General features: G+C 46.9%; 16 protein-coding genes. 4 read left to right on the top strand and 12 right to left on the bottom strand.

Annotation, left to right across the window (positions count from 1 at the left end):
* Positions 1-32: 32 nt before the first annotated feature.
* Together NI461_RS00970 and NI461_RS00965 are read right to left on the bottom strand one after the other, a co-directional pair.
* Complete coding sequence (locus NI461_RS00970; protein WP_174660283.1) at positions 33-1,268, bottom strand: dicarboxylate/amino acid:cation symporter; 1,236 nt, start codon at positions 1,266-1,268, stop codon at positions 33-35.
* A gap of 144 nt (positions 1,269-1,412) precedes the next feature.
* Entirely contained in the window at positions 1,413-2,285 is an 873-nt protein-coding gene (locus NI461_RS00965) for an acyl-CoA thioesterase II (RefSeq protein WP_151206728.1), read from the bottom strand.
* 282 nt (positions 2,286-2,567) lie between these two features.
* Here NI461_RS00965 and plsB point away from each other — a divergent pair, with 282 nt between their 5' ends.
* Positions 2,568-5,138, top strand: coding sequence for a glycerol-3-phosphate 1-O-acyltransferase PlsB (plsB, locus tag NI461_RS00960; RefSeq protein ID WP_253156167.1), 2,571 nt, complete (start codon positions 2,568-2,570; stop codon positions 5,136-5,138).
* A 155-nt stretch (positions 5,139-5,293) separates the two neighbouring features.
* On the opposite strand, the gene NI461_RS00955 is transcribed toward plsB, so the two are convergent.
* Positions 5,294-6,094, bottom strand: coding sequence for an NAD(P)H-binding protein (locus NI461_RS00955; protein ID WP_253156165.1), 801 nt, complete (start codon positions 6,092-6,094; stop codon positions 5,294-5,296).
* A gap of 33 nt (positions 6,095-6,127) precedes the next feature.
* On the opposite strand from NI461_RS00955, the gene recG reads away from it, so the two are divergent.
* Together recG and NI461_RS00945 are read left to right on the top strand one after the other, a co-directional pair.
* A complete protein-coding gene (recG, locus tag NI461_RS00950) occupies positions 6,128-8,173 on the top strand; it encodes an ATP-dependent DNA helicase RecG (protein WP_174660286.1) in 2,046 nt (681 codons plus the stop codon).
* Positions 8,160-8,795, top strand: a complete 636-nt coding sequence (locus NI461_RS00945; RefSeq protein WP_253156155.1) for a ComF family protein — start codon at positions 8,160-8,162, stop codon at positions 8,793-8,795. Before recG ends, NI461_RS00945 begins: the two co-directional genes overlap by 14 nt.
* 6 nt (positions 8,796-8,801) lie before the next feature.
* On the opposite strand, the gene NI461_RS00940 is transcribed toward NI461_RS00945, so the two are convergent.
* Both NI461_RS00940 and NI461_RS00935 read right to left on the bottom strand, forming a co-directional pair.
* The gene (locus NI461_RS00940) at positions 8,802-9,203 is read right to left on the bottom strand and encodes an NUDIX domain-containing protein (protein ID WP_253156153.1); all 402 of its coding nucleotides are present in this window, start codon (positions 9,201-9,203) and stop codon (positions 8,802-8,804) included.
* A 28-nt stretch (positions 9,204-9,231) separates the two neighbouring features.
* Positions 9,232-9,822: a TIGR00730 family Rossman fold protein gene (locus tag NI461_RS00935; protein WP_151206743.1), complete on the bottom strand. Its 591-nt coding sequence runs from the start codon at positions 9,820-9,822 to the stop codon at positions 9,232-9,234.
* 152 nt (positions 9,823-9,974) lie between these two features.
* On the opposite strand from NI461_RS00935, the gene NI461_RS00930 reads away from it, so the two are divergent.
* A complete protein-coding gene (locus NI461_RS00930) occupies positions 9,975-10,988 on the top strand; it encodes a CorA family divalent cation transporter (RefSeq protein WP_151205491.1) in 1,014 nt (337 codons plus the stop codon).
* Positions 10,989-11,135: 147 nt separating this feature from the next.
* On the opposite strand, the gene NI461_RS00925 is transcribed toward NI461_RS00930, so the two are convergent.
* The 7 genes from NI461_RS00925 to NI461_RS00895 all read right to left on the bottom strand — a co-directional run bounded on the left by NI461_RS00925 (position 11,136) and on the right by NI461_RS00895 (position 17,969).
* Entirely contained in the window at positions 11,136-11,426 is a 291-nt protein-coding gene (locus NI461_RS00925; protein WP_151205492.1) for an STAS domain-containing protein, read from the bottom strand.
* 15 nt (positions 11,427-11,441) lie between these two features.
* Positions 11,442-12,074 carry a phospholipid-binding protein MlaC gene (locus tag NI461_RS00920; RefSeq protein WP_151205493.1) on the bottom strand — a complete coding sequence of 211 codons (633 nt, stop codon included), beginning with the start codon at positions 12,072-12,074 and terminating at the stop codon, positions 11,442-11,444.
* 18 nt (positions 12,075-12,092) lie between these two features.
* Positions 12,093-12,770, bottom strand: coding sequence for an outer membrane lipid asymmetry maintenance protein MlaD (locus tag NI461_RS00915; protein ID WP_253156151.1), 678 nt, complete (start codon positions 12,768-12,770; stop codon positions 12,093-12,095).
* On the bottom strand, positions 12,770-13,549 hold the full coding sequence (mlaE, locus tag NI461_RS00910) for a lipid asymmetry maintenance ABC transporter permease subunit MlaE (RefSeq protein WP_151205495.1): 780 nt from the start codon (positions 13,547-13,549) through the stop codon (positions 12,770-12,772). The genes NI461_RS00915 and mlaE overlap by 1 nt, the downstream gene beginning before the upstream one ends.
* A complete protein-coding gene (locus NI461_RS00905) occupies positions 13,546-14,364 on the bottom strand; it encodes an ABC transporter ATP-binding protein (protein WP_253156149.1) in 819 nt (272 codons plus the stop codon). The genes mlaE and NI461_RS00905 overlap by 4 nt, the downstream gene beginning before the upstream one ends.
* Positions 14,365-14,764: 400 nt before the next feature.
* Positions 14,765-16,612 (bottom strand): DEAD/DEAH box helicase, encoded by a 1,848-nt coding sequence (locus NI461_RS00900; protein WP_151206719.1) that lies wholly within the window; start codon positions 16,610-16,612, stop codon positions 14,765-14,767.
* Between the two features lie 526 nt (positions 16,613-17,138).
* Positions 17,139-17,969 (bottom strand): inositol monophosphatase family protein, encoded by an 831-nt coding sequence (locus tag NI461_RS00895; RefSeq protein WP_151205620.1) that lies wholly within the window; start codon positions 17,967-17,969, stop codon positions 17,139-17,141.
* Between the last annotated feature and the right edge of the window lie 54 nt (positions 17,970-18,023).

The following is an 18,023-nucleotide window of genomic DNA, read 5'->3' as shown; positions in this document are numbered from 1 at the left end:
AAATCATGTTTACCCCCCAGTTCGGAAGTGGACTAAGTCTGTTGTGGCTCACGGGTATAACGATCGACCACCACACTGATCATCATGTCACCCTGTACATTGACCACGGTACGCACTGTATCCAGCAGACGGTCGATCGGTAACAGAATCGCAATCGCTTCGGCAGGCAGCCCCACGGATTGTAGCACCATAATCATGGTTACCATTCCGGCACTAGGAATACCCGGTGCACCTAAAGACGCAATCATTGCCGTGGCACAGACAATCAGCTGCTGCCCCAAACTCAGGTCTAGCCCCATCAGGTTAGCAATAAACAATGCTGCTGCTGCCTCATATAAGGCCGTACCATCCATATTCAATTGAGTGCCTAAAGGGATAACAAAGCCGGCTGTTTGTGGGCGTACCCCTAAATTTTCCTGTGCACATTTTAAAGAGAGCGGCATGGTGGCAGAACTGGAACTGGTAGCAAAAGCAGTGATCAGAGCGCTACGGGTGCCCTTAAAGAAAGTCAACGGGTCCATTTTCCCGAAGAACCACAACAGAAGTGGCAGCACCACTACACCATGAAAAATCGTGGTTCCAGTCACCACTGCCGCAAACTCGGCCAGACGGCTGAGCACAGAAATATCTTCGGTTGCAATCAGTTTGGCCAATAAGGCAAAAATTCCTATCGGCGCCAGTTTCATTACCCAGCCAATCATTAACATCATGATGTCAAAAAACTGATGACTGAGTTTACGCACGGTGCGAAAGCGGTCACCACCTGCCACCAGCGCCACCCCGATAAACAAGGCAAATACCACCACTGCCAGCACATTGCCATCTGCGAAGGCCTTAAAAGGATTAATCAGGGTGTTTTGAATAAAATTGGTGAAAAAGGAGGACGGCGTCAAGGTATCCGGCGTTTTATGCTGTGCCATGGCATCTTGAAACATCACCACATCTACCCCCTTGCCCACCTCAAATAAATGCGCACAAGTGAGTCCCAGAATCAGTGCTAAAGTGGTAGTCGTAACACAGCACATCAATGTGATTTTCCAGGTCCTGCTGAGCTGCCCGCCGGCTTGCAGATTGGAGACTCCCACCACAATTGAGGTAAAAATCAGCGGGATCAGGATCATTTTAAGCAGGCCAATAAAGATGCTACTCGCAATACTGATTGCGTACAGGCTGATATTAAAAAACGGGATTTCTGGAAATAAAGTCAGTAAAAATCCAAACCCTACCCCCAAGACGGCGGCAATTAAAATCTGCGTATTCAAGCTCATTTTACGTGCATTTTTAATATTGATCTTAAGCCGCACTATGCCACGCAAGAACTGGAGAATCGAGTAATTTTTTATAAACACCCCTCTCTGAAAAAGTATCAAGCCGGATCTGGAGTCCGGCTTGATGTAGGTTTATATGCTGATTTACTGGGTTTCAATTTCACGTAAACGAATCAGGCCTTCCTGGGTGGTACTACAGACCAGCTCGCCATTTTGCCACATCCGTCCAAAGTTCAGGCCGCGTGAACTAGCACTTTGCGTTGCTTCCATGTCATAGAGCATCCACTCATCTACCCGGAATGGCTTATGAAAATACATGGCATGGTCAATGCTCGCACACTGCAGGCTTGGAGACAGATAGCTCAGGCCATGCGGACGTAGCGCCGTGGTCATCAAGGTAAAGTCAGAATAGAACGCCGCAATGGCCTGATGCAGGGAGATGTCATCGACTTCTGCAGCAATCCGGTCATGGGTACGGATATAGTGTGCATAAGAAGGTGCTTCAGGCTGGGGCTGAAACGGATTTTGCGGATTGACCGGGCGAATTTCGACATGACGTTCACGAGTAAAAGAAGCACGGACATTTTCCGGAATAAACTCAATCATCTGCTGGACCAAGGCCACTTCATTTTTCAGGCTTTCCGCTGGCGGATATTCAGGCTCCGAAATCTGATAGTTCAGCCCTTCTTCCTGCTGGGCAAAAGACACCATACACATAAAAATGATCCGGCCATGCTGGATTGCACGCACCTGGCGGCTGACAAAACTCTTGCCATCACGAATACGGTCAACCTCATAGATGATCGGAGCGTTAACATCGCCACCAAACAGAAAGTAGGCATGCAGAGAATGCGCTGGACGGTCTGTGGTATAAGAGGCCGCACGCAAGGCCTGACCCAAGACCTGCCCACCGAACACACGCTTGCCGACCAGATTGCGGCTAATTCCACGAAAAATATTTTCTTCTAACTTTTCTAAGCTGAGCAGCTCGACCAGTTCCTGGGTTAAGGCATTCATAGGCAACCTATTCGATGGCGGGGAAATTCCCCAGTAAAAATACACATGTATACAAATAAACTGGAATATTCTGCCATAAATTCAGACCAAAACCCTAAAGATTGCTTGACTGTCCTGTCATATCAATTGCACAAGCTACTAGGAAATACCCTGAATTTCGCGCTAAAATTGCACGGCTTCTGTTGAATGTGTTCAAAATGACATATCGTTTCTATAAAGAATCATACACAATCATTCCTCTTCAGAAGTCTAGTAGTTTTGGTCAGTAAATTAGGAGTAACTATGTCCAAGAATGGCTTTGGTCAAATCTACCGCAAGCTTTCAAGCAAGCTGCTTGATCTGGTGGTAACCCCTCAGGTTCTTGGGGAAGTACCAAGTGAAGTGACTGCTCCAGCCACTGACCAGACCGCCCCGACATCACAGAAAATTATCTGCTACGTTTTACAGAATCACTCTCGCAGTAATGCGCTGGTCGTGGATGCTGAGACCCGCCGTCTGAAAATACCGCCGGCTCTGGATTCACTCGAGCTCGGTGAACTCAAAGAAAAAACCTCGCTGCTGTTCCTGCAGTATCATGATGATAATAATTTACTCAGCGCTCCAGCGCATGCTTTTCCGCCACGTCTGCTACGTCTGATTGAGGCACTGGAAAAACATCCGGAACTGGATGTCGAACTAATTCCGGTCACCGTGCTGTGGGGACGTGAGCCTGAAAAAGAAGATTCTTGGTTTAAACTGTTATTTACCGATACCTGGTCGACTCCAAGCCGGGTAAAACAGCTGGTCAATATCGGCCTGCACGGTCGTCAGTCTTATTTAGAGTTTCATGAGTCGAAGTCCTTGCGTGCCATGATTGACTTTGCCAAAGAAACCCATCCGAATTTATCGCCGGCCACGTATATTGTCTGCAACCTGAACGATTATCTGGATGCACAGCGTGAAGTGGTACTCGGGCCAGATCTGTCAGATCGACGTAATGTCATGCATGGCCTGATTAAATCGACCGATGTACAGGCAGCGATCCTGAACGAAAGTATCCGCAGCAAGATTTCAATGCTTGAAGCGGAGCGCCGTGCAATTGGCTATTTAAATGAAATTGTATCGGATTATTCGCACTCAACCGTGCGTTTTGCAGACAAGGCTCTGACCCGTTTATGGACCCAGCTTTATGACGGCGTTGAAGTGCATAACTTCAGCACCGTGCGTGAACTGGCCAAGGACTATGAAATTGTCTATACGCCATGTCACCGCAGCCATATCGACTATCTGCTTCTGTCTTATGTCATTTATAAACGTGGCCTGATGGTGCCTTATATTGCTGCGGGCGACAACCTGAATATGCCATTTGTGGGTCAGATTCTACGTGGTGGTGGTGCATTCTTCATCCGCCGGACTTTCCGTGGTAATGCCCTGTATACCACTGTGTTTAAGGAATATTTGTACAGCATCCTGTCACGTAACACCCCACTGGAATATTTTATTGAAGGTGGCCGTTCACGCACAGGCCGTCTGCTTCCGCCAAAGACTGGTATGCTGGCCATGACGGTACACGGTCATTTACGTGGCAAGGCCAAACCGATTGTCTTCCTGCCGACCTATATTGGCTATGAACGTCTCATGGAAGGCGGCACCTATGTTGGTGAAATGAACGGGAAAGAAAAAGAAGCTGAATCTATTTTTGGTATTCTAAAAACTTTACGCAAAATTGAACGTATTTTTGGCAAGGTGCATCTAAACTTTGGTGAACCAGTGTTTCTGGATGACATGCTGAAACAGCATGGTGCAGAAAATATTCAGATTGCCAAGAATGATGATCCAATTCCAACCGCTGTATCTGAAGCCGTCAACAGTTCTGCTCAGGCAATTCTGGAAAATATCAACAGTGCCGTCGTCATTAACCCGGTTTCATTGCTGTCGCTGATCTTGCTGGCGACGCCAAAACACACGCTGGATGAAGAAGTCTGTATCAAGCAGCTGGATACCTACCGTAATCTGCTGATTGCCTTGCCATATGATGAGCGCATGCAGGTCACACCACTTTCAGGTAAAGAAATCGTGGCTTATGCCATGAAACTGAAACTGGTCAAACGCGTGAAACATGTGCTTGGCGATATTATTGCAATTGAAGATAATCAGGCTGTGTTGTTAACCTATTTCCGTAACAACATCGTACATGCCTTTGTATTGCCATCCTTGATTGCAGCGCTGGTTGAACATAACGGTACGATTCGCCGTAAGGACGTAATCAATGTCAGCAGTACGCTTTATCCATTCCTGAAAGCCGAGCTGTTCCTGAAATGGGCGGAAGATAAAATTCAGGAACAGGTCAATGCCTATATTGACGCTTTAATTGTCAGCAAACTGATTGCTGAAGAAGGCAAAAATCTGGTGGCCCCTGCACCAAATACTGAAGCCTATCACCAACTGGAAGTCTTGACGGCACCGGTGACACAAAGTCTGGAACGCTATTATATGACGCTAGCCCTAATCACCCAGCGTGGTTCAGGCAATATCTCGACCCGTCAGGTAGAGGAACTGAGTCATTTGGTCGGTCAGCGTCTGTCCGTACTGTATGAATTCAATTCGCCAGAATTCTTTGATAAGGCCCTGTTCCAAAGCTTTATTAAAGTGCTGACCCAGAAAGGCTATCTCAGTACCAATGCAGACAATGCCATTGTCTATGATGAACAGCTGACCAATGTGGCGCAATATGCCAATCTGGTATTGGATGACGTGAAGCTCCAGATGCTACATCACATCACGGCCTTTACCGATGAAGAGCTGAAAGAAGCACTGGATGCGGTTGCGGCTGAACAGGCCAAAAAACGTGCCAGACGCAAGAAGAAAAAGTAAGTTTTAAATAAAAGAGAGGCCATTTGCCTCTCTTTTTTATTTTAGGAGGGATGCAGTTCGCTGCCAGATGTTCATTAGGGTCAAATCCTGGCTCCCTGAACCCTCTCCAACAAGAGGAAGTGTTTAATTCCTTTCTTAACAGAAAGAGGGAAAGCTTACTTCATCAACTCCAGATAATCCTGAAAACAGTCTGGATGGTTGAATCTAAATCCAGTTTTCTGCATTCGGGTTGCATACAGCTTTTTGCCTGTCACCTTGTGACTTTCCACCTGAAGCAAAGGAATTCGCATCTGCTGCTGGAACCATTGCAATACTTCAGCTAAAAGCTGAGGCTGGTTATTGGTCACAATATAAGAAGAATCAGGATGTTCCACGTGAATCAAGTGAGCAAGGAACCGTGCCAGATCTTCAATATGAATCCGGTTCGACCAGTGCAGATTCGGATAATGGGTCATGGATACGGCCATGTGTTGCATCCGCCTGACCGAAGTGCCATAAATTCCGCTGGGACGGATAATCGTGCATTGCTCAGGATAGGCGGCAAGATAAGCCTGCTCCATCTGCTGCAAAATTTTACCCTGAGCATCCTGAGGATGGATTGCAGTGTCATCATCCACGCTTTCGCCGGCATTTTGTCCATACACCCGAGTCGATGAAACCACCACCATGCGTTTGACTGGATGCATGTTCAAGGCTGCCACAATGGGCTGAACCGAATCCAGATAGGTCTGCTGATAACCTTCAACCGCCCTTTGTTTTGGACTCAGTAAGACATAGACCCAGTCAATTGGTGCAACTGCTGTTAAATCCAGGGTATGTACATCCTGCATCAGATGAGTTGCAAATGAATCTGTTTTGGGACTTTGGCTAACTGTGCTAATTTGATGACCTTGTTCAAATAATTGTTTAGCTACCCGCTCGGATGTTTTACCATAACCAATAAATAAAATATGCATTAAACACCGAATCACAGACCAGGTTGAGGAGACATGGCCGCAGTCCATCAGTTACAAGGCGTTGGCAATGCCGCCGCTGCTTTACTCGAAAAACTGAATATCTTGAATACTGATGATTTGCTTTTTCATCTGCCACGCGATTATGAAGACCGTAGCACGATCATTCCCATGAATCAATTAAACGTGGGACGCAGCTATTTGCTGGAAGGCACAGTCAAAGGAGTGGATTTTCCACCCGGCAAACGCAAGTCGATGGCGATTCTACTAGACGATGATTCTGGTAAAGTGACCTTGCGTTTTTATCATATCTATAAGGGAATTACCGACCGCTGCAAGCTGGGTAATCGCTTAAGAGTATTTGGCGAGGTTCGGGTCGGTGCGCGTGGTCTGGAAATGTATCATCCGGAACTGCAAGTCATTACTGAACACACCCCTCTGCCCCATACCCAGCTCACCGCCATCTATCCATCGACTGAAGGACTGACCCAGCCCAAACTGCGTGAATATATCAAGCAGGCACTGGAACTGCACAGTGATGATTTGCCCGAGCTGTTACCGCAGAAATTTAGCAATGGCTATGATCTCAAGCAGGCGCTGGAATATATTCATCATCCACCGCTGAATGCCAATATGGTGCAGCTCAGCCAAGGTTCACATCCGGCACAGCAGCGGCTGATTTTTGAAGAACTGGTCGCACACCAAATTAGTTTGCTGACCCGACGTTCTTTTCTCCAGCAGATTGAAGCCCCTTCATTTGCACCCAGTAAAACTTATGCCAAGCAGCTTTTGGCCAGTCTGCCCTTTGCAATGACCGGCGCACAAAAGCGGGTATCGAAAGAGATTGCCCACGACCTGAAACAAAACAAACCGATGTTGCGTCTGGTTCAGGGCGATGTTGGCGCCGGAAAAACCCTGGTTGCTGGAGTGGCGGCCTGTCATGCCCTGGAAGAAGGCTGGCAGGTGGCCTTGATGGCACCGACTGAAATTCTGGCTGAGCAGCATTATCTGAATTTTAAGCGCTGGTTTGAGCCACTGGGGCTGACTGTCTCCTGGCTCTCCGGCAAGCAAAAAGGCAAAGCCCGTGCAGCCTCCGAACAGCTGATCCGGGAGGGTAGCACGCATCTCGTGGTTGGGACTCATGCGCTGTTTCAGGAAAATGTCGAGTTTGCCAAACTCGGCCTAGTGATTATTGACGAGCAGCACCGTTTTGGAGTGGATCAACGTCTGGCGCTAAGAAACAAAGGACTGGATGGCATGTCTCCGCATCAGCTGGTCATGACCGCCACCCCGATTCCACGTACCCTCGCCATGTCGGCCTATGGTGATCTGGATACTTCAGTCATTGATGAACTGCCACCGGGCCGTACTCCGGTTCAGACCGTGACCATTCCACTTGACCGGCGTGAGGAGGTTTTACAGCGCATTGTAAGTAACTGCGCCGAAGACAAACAAGCCTATTGGGTCTGCACCCTGGTGGAACAGTCGGAAACGCTGGATGCCCAAGCCGCCGAAGCGACTTTTGCCGAAATTAAGGAGCGTTTTCCGGAGCTGAATATCGGCCTGGTGCATGGCAAAATGAAAGCCGATGAAAAACAGGCCGTGATGCAGCAGTTTAAACAGAATGAACTGCAGCTGTTAATTGCCACCACTGTGATCGAAGTCGGCGTGGATGTTCCCAATGCGTCAATTATGGTCATTGAAAATGCTGAACGCTTGGGTCTGTCACAACTGCATCAGCTGCGTGGCCGGGTTGGTCGCGGTGCCAAAGCCAGCTTCTGTGCCCTGCTCTATAAGCATCCTCTGTCACAAAATGGTCAGGAACGCCTGCGCATCATGCGAGAAACCAATGACGGCTTTATGATTGCTGAAAAAGATCTGGAATTACGCGGTCCGGGAGAATTACTGGGAACCAAGCAGACAGGTGATATGGGCTTTCGGGTGGCCAAACTGGAGCGCGATGATCATCTGCTGGGTCAGGCACACTATGTGGCCCAGCAAATGCTGAAAGATTATCCAAAACAGGCAGCAGCCTTGCTCAAACGCTGGCTTCCCGAGGCACCGCGCTATGCTTATGTTTAATATACTGCAACAAGGCAAGCACTGGCTGAACCGTTTACAGCCCTGCCAGTTATGCCACACGGACCATCAGGCCCTGCATTCTGTCTGCCAGGATTGCTGGCAGCAGTTACCGTGGGCTCATCAGACCATTCAACGTCAGGACATCCAGTTTCAGGTGGCCTGTGAGTATGCCTATCCGATGGATCGCTTAATCCAGTTATTTAAATATGAGCAAAAGCTGCATCTGGAGCCACTTTTGGCCGGTGCCCTGCTGAGTTTGAATTTTCCTAAAGTCAGTGCCGTGGTGCCGATGCCGATCTCTACAGAGCGCCTGGTCGAACGCGGCTATAACCAGTCTTTATTACTGGCCAAGCAGGTGGCCCAACAACTCAATGTGCCGCTCTGGCAGCCTGTTCAGCGTATGAAACAGCATTCACAAAAAGGTTTAAGCCGTCTAGAACGCATGGAAGATATTGAAGCGCAGTTCCAAATCGCGACTTCTTCAACAATACGCTACCGGAAAGTCCTGATCATTGATGATGTCGTTACAACGGGCAGCTCGGTGCGTGCTTTAAGCCACAAACTCAAAGAGCTGGGTTGCCAGCATATTTATGCAGCCTGTCTGGCTGGCGCCAGAATGTAATCTCAATCACACGGATACCAACAGATATTCTTTTACCCAAGGTATGACAATTTCTGTCGTCAACGGAGCCAACTGAACATCCTTCTGCCCCACATCTACCCATTTCATCTCAGCAATTTCAGCCTTAATATGCGGCTCAGTAGCCAGCTCAACCAGATAGACATAACTGATGAGCTGATGATCAGGCTCATTGGCGGCCAGTGTTTCAAAGCGTCCTATACATTGCTGTATTTGCGCCTGACAGCCAATTTCTTCCTGAATTTCCCGTAACAGGGTTTGTTCAGGTACTTCATCCGGCTCCAGCTTACCGCCCACCTGCATAAAACAGTCTGTTCCCTGCTTGCGAACCACCAGCAACTGCTGGCTTGAATTTAAAATGATAGCTGCTGCCACTGTAATTGTGTTCATGGATCTGGTGCGAATCAAAGAAAGAGCGCTATTTTACAAGATCGGTTTGATCAACCATACCCCATTTTGCTTCAGGCGGCCGATAGCTTTCAAACTGCTCTAAAATATCCTCAAGATGATCACTGACAATTAACGCATTGGTAAAACGTGCCTTGGTAAATCCTTGCTCTGTGGTCATTCGGATAAACTTGAGCAGGTCGTCATAAAAACCATCTACATTTAAAAATGCACAGGGTTTCTGATGAATACCCAGCTGTGCCCAGGTCCACTGCTCAAAGATTTCTTCCAGTGTTCCCGCACCGCCCGGAATGGCAATAAACCCTTGGGCCAGCTCAGACATTTTGGTTTTACGCTCATGCATGTTGTCTACCACAAACAGCTGGGTAATATCCGGATGCGCCAACTCACGGTTGACCAGTGCGCGTGGAATGACACCTGTAACTTTACCGCCAGCAGCCAAGGCACTGTCTGCAACCACACCCATCAAGCCCGACCGGCCACCGCCATAGACGAGCATTTGCTGTCGTGTGGCCAATGTCTGTCCGACCTGTTCAGCAATTTGTGCATAACGCGGTTCTGAGCCTAAGGCTGAACCACAAAAAATTGCGATAGAATTCATCATTTTCATCATTCCATTAAGCGAATAGTGTACCAGAGTGTGCTCTGACAGTTTTTTTTCAAAAATAACCCTACAATCAGTGTTTTTATTTAATTCCTTGTCTAAAATACCTCCATTCAGATTTACATACTGCGCAGGGGAGAAAAGAGAGCATGCTTGAAGCTTTTTATGCCACAGGGCGCGGTAGCTTAGAAGATGCCACCATCAATGGTGATTTCGACCTGCATCCGGAATTAGTCTGGGTCGATTTAATTGCACCTTCACAGGAAGAGCAACAATGGATCCTGGACGCCTATGGGCAAAACCTGCCGACTTTAAAATCGCTGGAAGATATTTCTTCAAGTGCCCGATTCTACCGTGATGATGACGGTATTTTGCATGTCAGTACTTATTTTTTAACGAAAAATAAAAATTATCAGCTCGAAAGTGAACATGAAGATGAAGCCAGCATTCTGGCAACGGTTCAGACTGTGGCTTTCATCCTGCACAAGGAGCGGCTGTTCACCTTACGGGGTGAAAAACTGGTTGCTTTCCGGGCCTTCCGGGCGCGTGCACGCCGTAATGATTATGAAATCGACTACAACGATCCGACCTGGATTCTGCTCGGCCTGCTGGAAGCCAAGCTGGATGAGCTGGCCGATATTCTGGAAGATGTACATAAAGACCTGGAAAAATACTCCACCGAAGTCCTGAATAACCGGCATCGGGAACAGATTCTGGATCTGGATGACATGATTACCCGTCTGGCCCAGCTGGAAGATATGCTTGGAAAAGCGCAGCTCTGTTTAATTGATTTACGTCGGGTGCTGACCTTTCTGTCCCGTCCCCGGGCATTGGGCAGTCATATTTATGATGCAGATATTCGCGAGTTGAGTGAAGATGTGCGCTCGCTGGTCGAACATGATGCGTTCCTGTTCCAGAAAGTCCGCTTCCTGCTGGACACCACCTCCGGATTTATTAATACTGAACAGAATGACACCATTCGTCGCTTCTCGATTTTACCGAGTATGCTGGCACCTCCGATGCTGATTGCCAGTATCTACGGTATGAACACCGATGTACTGCCTTTTGCTCAAGGAACGATGAGCTTTGTGATGGTCAGCATCATTCTGATTGGTTTTCTGATTGGCCCATTAATTTACTTTAGATGGAAGAAGTGGATTTAAAGGACGTTGCAATCCTCTCCCCCTATGGGAGAGAGTTAGAGAGAGGGTTATGAATAATTCACCTCTCCCTAGCCCTCTCCTATCAGGAGAGGGAACCTCATACATTCAATTCTATAAAAATAAAAAAGCACCCATCGGTGCTTTTTTTTAATTGATGATCTGCAAATCATCCTGCAAATGACAGGCTTGAATGATCTTCATCATTTTTGCAGGCACTGCCTTAAACTGAAGTCCCTGGGCCTGTGGGGTCTGACGTAACCAACGCACTAGAACCGCCAGGGCCAAGGTACTGCCATGTTCAAGTGCGGCCAGATTCACCACCAGCGGAAACTGGCTTTGTGCCTGAATCACGCGCAGACCTTTTTGATAATAGTCCTGCGCATTTTCATAATTAATTTGACCTGACACCTGCAATTCCTGATCATTGAATTGGATCACAGCTCACCTATCTTGTTATTTCTTGTCAATTGCCGCTTCTGCATCCGGCTTGAAGTTGGCAATGGCCTTATCCAGATTACCGCCATTACGTTTTACAGTGGCCGCAAACTGGTTACGGAACTGAAGACCCAGATCAATACCGGAAACGTTGATGTTACGGATTTTCCATTGCGAACCTTTATCCACCAGCTGGAAAGCCACCGGAATTTTCTCGCCATTGTTATTAAAATCAATCGTCACTACCGGGTTTTTGCTATTGCTGGCTTTGTATGGACGGATGTTATAGGTCTGATTACTGAACTTGGAGAACGCCGTACCATAATTCACAATTAAAGTTTCACGGAAATTCTTCTCAAACTGTGCACGCTGCGCCGCAGTACTGTACTGGTTGGTTGCATAAGTTCCCATCACAATACGGGTGAAAGACTGTGAATCAATATACGGATCAAGATTTTGACGGATAATCGTTTTTACCAACGCAGGATTATTCTGCAATTTGGCATGATCAGCTTTGAGGCGTTCAATCAAGCCATCTGCCACTTTTTTGATAAATGCAGGCGGCGTTTCAGACGGTGCAGCAAACACAGTACCGGTCATCATGGTGGAAAGAATGCTCACGGCAAGCGTTTGTTTTACTAGAGTCTTCACTCGAATCTCCTCAATTTACTATTCAACAAATGCAGGTTCTGCATCGGTTGTTCCTGAAAATGCAGCGTCTTCCGAGGCATCTTCCGGGTTATCTGACGATTTGCCGGCACCACCGGTAATAAACTTCGTCACTAGGTCTTCAATTTCCATGGTGCCTTGGGTATTGGCAATCTGATCACCACGTTTAAGATAATTCAGACCGCCACCTGGGATGATTTTCAAATATTTTTCACCCAATAAACCATTGGTTGCTACCATAATATAAGCATCTTCATCAATATTAGTGATGGATTTCATGTTATCTAACAGTTGCTTTTCCATTGTTTTTTGTTGAGCAGGATCTGCCACTGTATAATCGGAACTATAACGTAACTCTTCTAATGCTTCTTGCTGGACCTGTTTCAGCTGTTCGGCATTAAAGGTCGTCAGGGAGCCATCCAGTGTCATATGCACAGTGGCTAAACGGGTTACCGGATCAAGCGTAATCTCATCGACTTGGCCGACTTTGACGCCACTTAACGCCACTTTGGCACGCGGCTTAATTCCATTGACATTTTCAAAGGTCGCCGTCATTTTATAGCTGTCCGCGATATTGGTTCCTACCAGTCCACTGACACGCATGGCCAGGAAAAACAGTGCAATACCAAACAGAATGACAAAAACACCAACGGCCAGCTCACTTGTACGTGATTTCATTAAATACCTCCGAACATGACCGCAGTCAACACGAAATCAAAGCCTAAAACGCACAATGAAGAATACACCACTGTACGCGTTGTAGAAGTTGCAATACCTTCCGAAGTTGGCTCACAGGCATAGCCCTGATATACCGCAATCCAGGTACAGATTAATGCGAATACAAAACTTTTAATAATAGTGCCATTCAAAATATCTTTATAGAATTGCACCGTATTTTCCATCCCACTCCAGTAGGCGCCTTCATCTGCCCCCAGAAAGTCCACTCCGACCATTTTGCCACCCATAATTCCGACAGCAGCAAAAATCACGGCCAGCATTGGCAGGCTAAAAATCCCCGCCCATAAACGCGGTGAAATCACTCTTTTGAGTGGATCAACACCAATCATTTCCATACTGGATAACTGTTCAGTGGCTTTCATCAGGCCAATTTCTGCAGTCAGGGCAGAACCGGCTCGTCCGGCAAACAGCAAGGCTGCAACCACAGGTGCCAATTCACGCAACAAAGTCAAAGCAACTGCGGTACCCAGCATGGCCTCACTGCCAAAAGTCGCCAGAATGGTATACATCTGTAAGCCCAGTACCGCCCCAATAAACAGACCAGACACCACAATAATCAGCAGCGATAATACGCCTACCCGATACATCTGGTAAATAAACAGTTTGACACCGATCCAGGTGGGTATGGAAAACAGAATCTGCAACAGCATCAGGGCCGCAACCCCTATACCGCGGACACGCTCAATCACACGTCTCCCCAGCTGGGCGATAGCATTCATGAACGCACCTCATCATTTAAATAGGGTTTATGGCTGAACTGATAATCCACAGGCCCTGCGACGGCTCCGGTCAGGAACTGCTGAACAAAAGCAGAAGGATGTGCCTTCAACTCTGCCGGTGTGCCCTCACCTTGGATTTTTCCTTCTGCCACTACATAGATATAATCGGCAATCGATAAGGTTTCTGCCACATCATGCGAAACAATAATGGTCGTTAAATCCAGTGCTTCACGTAATGAGCGGATCAAACGGGTCAGAACCCCCATCACAATCGGATCTTGGCCGGCAAATGGCTCGTCATACATGATCAGCTCCGGATCCAGTGCAATGGCTCTTGCCAGTGCTACCCGGCGATTCATCCCACCAGACAACTCTGAAGGCATCATCTGCTCAGCGCCACGTAAACCCACAGACTCCAGTTTCAGCGCTACAATTTCAGCAATCAGATGTTCAGGTAATTTAGTATGAGCACGGATTGGAAAGGCTACGTTTTCATAGACACTCATGTCAGTAAACAAGGCCCCACTCTGGAAGAGCATGCCCATACGCGCACGCGCCGAAAAAAGCTCGGATCGCGACATCTGAGCAATATCCCGCCCATCGAGCAGGACTTGCCCCTGATCTGGCGTCAACTGGCCACCAATCAAGCGCAATAATGTTGTTTTACCAGTCCCGGATGGACCCATAATAGCGGTAATCTGTCCGCGACGAATGCTGAGGCTCACATCTTTATAAATCACACGTTCCCCGCGCTTGAAGCTTAAATTCTTTACTTCAATCAGAGAAGGCATAGTTTGCGCTGTTTGATTTTCCATAGTTGAGTGGATTCCTGCATTTTTTCAGCATGCGTACGATAAAGAAACAAAGTTCAAAATATTAGCATTTGCAAAAGAAGGGTCAAGGTTATGAAAAGCAATACGGTCTACTGTCAGGTCTATTTCTTAGAATGAAAAATTTTATCAGGCTGGATTCTAACAGAGTCTCGTCAATTAAAAAAATAATAGAGATAAAAAATAATATTACACAAAACCAAAGCCAATGCGAGATAAGGCATTAGTAGCTCAAGCACAGTAAAACGTAACATCCGAATCTTCCTATTCTTCAATTATCACAAGTTATAATAAATTTGACTCAGTATACATTTTAATTGAAATAAGTAAAAAGATAGGCATAAAAAAACCAGCGTTTCCGCTGGTTTTTTTAGGTCAGATTCAATTAGTCATTGAATTTACGACGTGGTTGGCTCTCGCCACCAAATGAACGTTCACCACGTGGCTTGTCATCAAAGTTACGACGTACTGGGCGATCACCTGCATCACGCTTTGGACGATCATCAGCGAATGAACGCGCTGGACGGTCACCAAAATTACGCTTTGGACGATCATCGCCAAATGAACGTGCTGGACGGTCACCAAATTCACGTTTTGGACGGTCATTGAAAGCACCTTCACGACGTGGTTTGTAATCTACACGGTTACCGCGGTTATCATCGTTATTATCAGTACGAGGACGGTCACCAAATTCACGACGTGGACGGTCATTGTTGAACTCGCGGCGCGGACGGTCTTCACCATTGAATTCACGACGTGGACGGTCATTATTAAATTCGCGGCGTGGACGATCTTCATTGAAGTCACGACGTGGACGGTCAGCAAAGCCACCTTCACGACGCGGACGATCACTGTTGAAGTCACGACGTGGACGGTCTTCGCCAAATGCTGGACGTTCGCCACGAGGTTTATCATCAAAGCTGCGACGTGGACGGTCATCACCACCTTCACGACGCTTGAAATTACTTTCGCCTTCAAAACGACGACCGCCACCGAAACCACCGCGACCACGACCGCCGCCATCACGACGACCACGACCACCATCACGGCTACCGCGTGCAGGAGGTGGAGATGGCTCTAGACCTTCAATTTCAGATACATTTAAACGTGCATCAAGGAAGTCTTCTAGAGCACGGATCTTGCCACGCTCACGGTAAGTTGCCAAAGTAATGGCCTTACCGGTACGGCCCGCACGGCCTGTACGACCAATACGGTGTACATAATCTTCGTTCTTCATTGGAAGACCAAAGTTGATTACGTGAGAAATTGTTGGTACATCTAGACCACGAGCAGCAACATCAGTCGCTACTAAAATCTTGGCACGACCTTCACGGATGCTACGTAAACGACGGTTACGAACGGTTTGCGGCATGGCACCGTGTAGTGCAACAACTGACAGACCTGCTTCAGAAAGCTCTTCAGCCAGCATGTCGGTATCTTCTTGAGTTGATGCAAATACCACAGCCTGGTCTACATCTTCTTCGCTTAACCAATGCGTTAACAGTTTTTTCTTATGCTCGAAACCATCAGTCCAGTGTAAAGTCTGGGTGATATCTGTATTTGTTGAGTGGCCAGTTTCAATCGCAATACGCTCTGGATCATTCATCATCCGTTCAGCAAGCGTGATAATACGTGGAGCAAATGTTGCAGAGAACATTAAGGTCTGCTCACGATTTCCAGCCAAATCACCAATTGCTTCCAGATCTTCAGAGAAGCCCAGATCCAGCATACGGTCTGCTTCGTCTACAATCAAAGCATTTACTTTATCGAGTTTGAGCTGACGACGGTTGACAAGATCCAGTAAACGACCTGGGGTTGCAACAACCACTTGTGCGCCTTTTAACTGCTGGATTTGTTTACCAAATGGCATGCCACCCATGATTGCAGCAATACGCACACCTTTCATGTGACGTACAAGTGCAATGGCATCCTGACTCACCTGTTGAGCCAATTCACGTGTAGGACAAAGAACCAGAATTGAAGGCTGAGTAATCGCTTTCATACGTTCTTTGAATGGTACAAAGGTATCTTCGTTTGCAAGTGCGTTCAACGTTGGAAGAAGGAACGCTGCTGTCTTACCCGAACCTGTCTGGCTAGATACCAAAAGATCTTTGCCTTCAAGTGCAGCGGGAATAGATTGTTCTTGTACAGAAGTCGGAGCAGTAAAGCCTAAACCTTGTAGAGCTTGTTGTAACGATTCGTGTAAAGAAAATTCAGCAAAAGTTTTGCTCATAGAGTATTTCACCCGAAAATAGGGTGCTCCATTAAAAATAAAGTCAAATGGACATCGACAAAAAGCGGCACAGCAATAAACACTGAAAAAGAGATGATTCAGCGGCGATCCGAGTAACGACGATGTGATATAACGCACGCATGATTAAGCATAACCTGAAGGAATCGCTTTAGCGATTGGGGCGCGAGATATCGTCCTCTCTTTGGACCGCACGCGCATACACAATGATAAGAAGAGAAATGTTCAGGTAACGAACAGAAATTAAGTGCGTGCCAAGATTATAGCAGGATAATTTATAAAGTCATCCGCTTTTCGTATTATTTTGTTTAACCGTCAATTTTTTCATCATTTTCCGAAACTTAGCTCAGGTGAAAAAAGCAGCTTATTCTCCATTTGGTCAATTTTCCCTAAACTCTTATGACTAAACAGATGAATCAAAAGTGCTTTAGAAGCACTCTCAAATGAATAATTTGCAAGAAAAAAGGCATCCCGAAAGATACCTTTTTTCATATTCGATTAAAGCCGATTATTTGGCTGCTTCACCCCAAGCAGGAACAACTGCTTGCATTAACGGTTTAAGCATCTTCATTGAGCAAGCCAAAACCTGACCATTTTCCATAGAGTCGCTACCGCCACGTGCATCCACCACAGTACCGCCCGCTTCTTTCACAATCAGCTCACCTGCTGCAATATCCCAAGGTTTCAAGCCAAGCTCGAAATACCCATCAAGACGGCCAGCCGCTACATAAGCCAGATCCAGTGCCGCAGAACCTGCACGGCGGTATTGAGCACCCGCTTCGGTCACATTTAACAATGATTCAAAATGGTTCTTGGCATAAGACACAACTTCACCATTACGTTTGGCACGGTAAGCATGACCTACGGCCAAGAAAGTATTATTCAGACTGTCTTTTATATTGACACGGATACGGCGCTGATTCAGCATTGCACCGCGACCACGGCTTGCAGAGAACAACTCATCTTTTACCGGATCATAAATTACGCCGTGCTGAGTCACGCCTTTGTGCTGAACTGCGATAGAAATACAGAAATGCGGAAAACCGTTGATAAAGTTAAGTGTGCCATCCAGCGGATCAATCACCCAACACCAGTCAGCGTCATGACCTTTACCTTCCTGATAGCCAAATTCTTCACCAAGGAAACTGTGATTTTTATAGCTTTTACGTAGAGTATCGATAGTCAACTGTTCCAGATAACGGTCTACACGCGTTACCGGACCATCAATGCCTTTTTCTTCGACTTGCAGATCGAGTTTATGACGATTCTGATGCGCTTTTAAAAGCTCTTGACCAACTAATTGAGCCGCACGCGCAGCCATCACCACCATAGGTTCCATTGAACACCCACTACAAATTTGAAGATATTGATAAAGAATAATGCATAAAAGCCC

The sequence above is a fragment of the Acinetobacter sp. S4400-12 genome (assembly GCF_024129495.1).
Taxonomy (GTDB): domain Bacteria; phylum Pseudomonadota; class Gammaproteobacteria; order Pseudomonadales; family Moraxellaceae; genus Acinetobacter; species Acinetobacter lwoffii_C.
This window is presented reverse-complemented; position numbering and strand designations above follow the sequence as displayed.

Excerpts from the sequence above, each read along its gene's own strand:
- NI461_RS00895 (WP_151205620.1), bottom strand. The coding sequence starts at position 17,969 with ATGGAACCTATGGTGGTGATGGCTGCGCGTGCGGCTCAATTAGTTGGT.
- NI461_RS00900 (WP_151206719.1), bottom strand. The coding sequence starts at position 16,612 with ATGAGCAAAACTTTTGCTGAATTTTCTTTACACGAATCGTTACAACAA.
- NI461_RS00940 (WP_253156153.1), bottom strand. The coding sequence starts at position 9,203 with ATGAACACAATTACAGTGGCAGCAGCTATCATTTTAAATTCAAGCCAG.
- recG (WP_174660286.1), top strand. The coding sequence starts at position 6,128 with ATGGCCGCAGTCCATCAGTTACAAGGCGTTGGCAATGCCGCCGCTGCT.
- NI461_RS00945 (WP_253156155.1), top strand. The coding sequence starts at position 8,160 with ATGCTTATGTTTAATATACTGCAACAAGGCAAGCACTGGCTGAACCGT.
- NI461_RS00935 (WP_151206743.1), bottom strand. The coding sequence starts at position 9,822 with ATGAATTCTATCGCAATTTTTTGTGGTTCAGCCTTAGGCTCAGAACCG.
- NI461_RS00930 (WP_151205491.1), top strand. The coding sequence starts at position 9,975 with ATGCTTGAAGCTTTTTATGCCACAGGGCGCGGTAGCTTAGAAGATGCC.
- NI461_RS00905 (WP_253156149.1), bottom strand. The coding sequence starts at position 14,364 with ATGGAAAATCAAACAGCGCAAACTATGCCTTCTCTGATTGAAGTAAAG.
- plsB (WP_253156167.1), top strand. The coding sequence starts at position 2,568 with ATGTCCAAGAATGGCTTTGGTCAAATCTACCGCAAGCTTTCAAGCAAG.
- NI461_RS00965 (WP_151206728.1), bottom strand. The coding sequence starts at position 2,285 with ATGAATGCCTTAACCCAGGAACTGGTCGAGCTGCTCAGCTTAGAAAAG.
- NI461_RS00955 (WP_253156165.1), bottom strand. The coding sequence starts at position 6,094 with ATGCATATTTTATTTATTGGTTATGGTAAAACATCCGAGCGGGTAGCT.
- mlaE (WP_151205495.1), bottom strand. The coding sequence starts at position 13,549 with ATGAATGCTATCGCCCAGCTGGGGAGACGTGTGATTGAGCGTGTCCGC.
- NI461_RS00970 (WP_174660283.1), bottom strand. The coding sequence starts at position 1,268 with ATGAGCTTGAATACGCAGATTTTAATTGCCGCCGTCTTGGGGGTAGGG.
- NI461_RS00915 (WP_253156151.1), bottom strand. The coding sequence starts at position 12,770 with ATGAAATCACGTACAAGTGAGCTGGCCGTTGGTGTTTTTGTCATTCTG.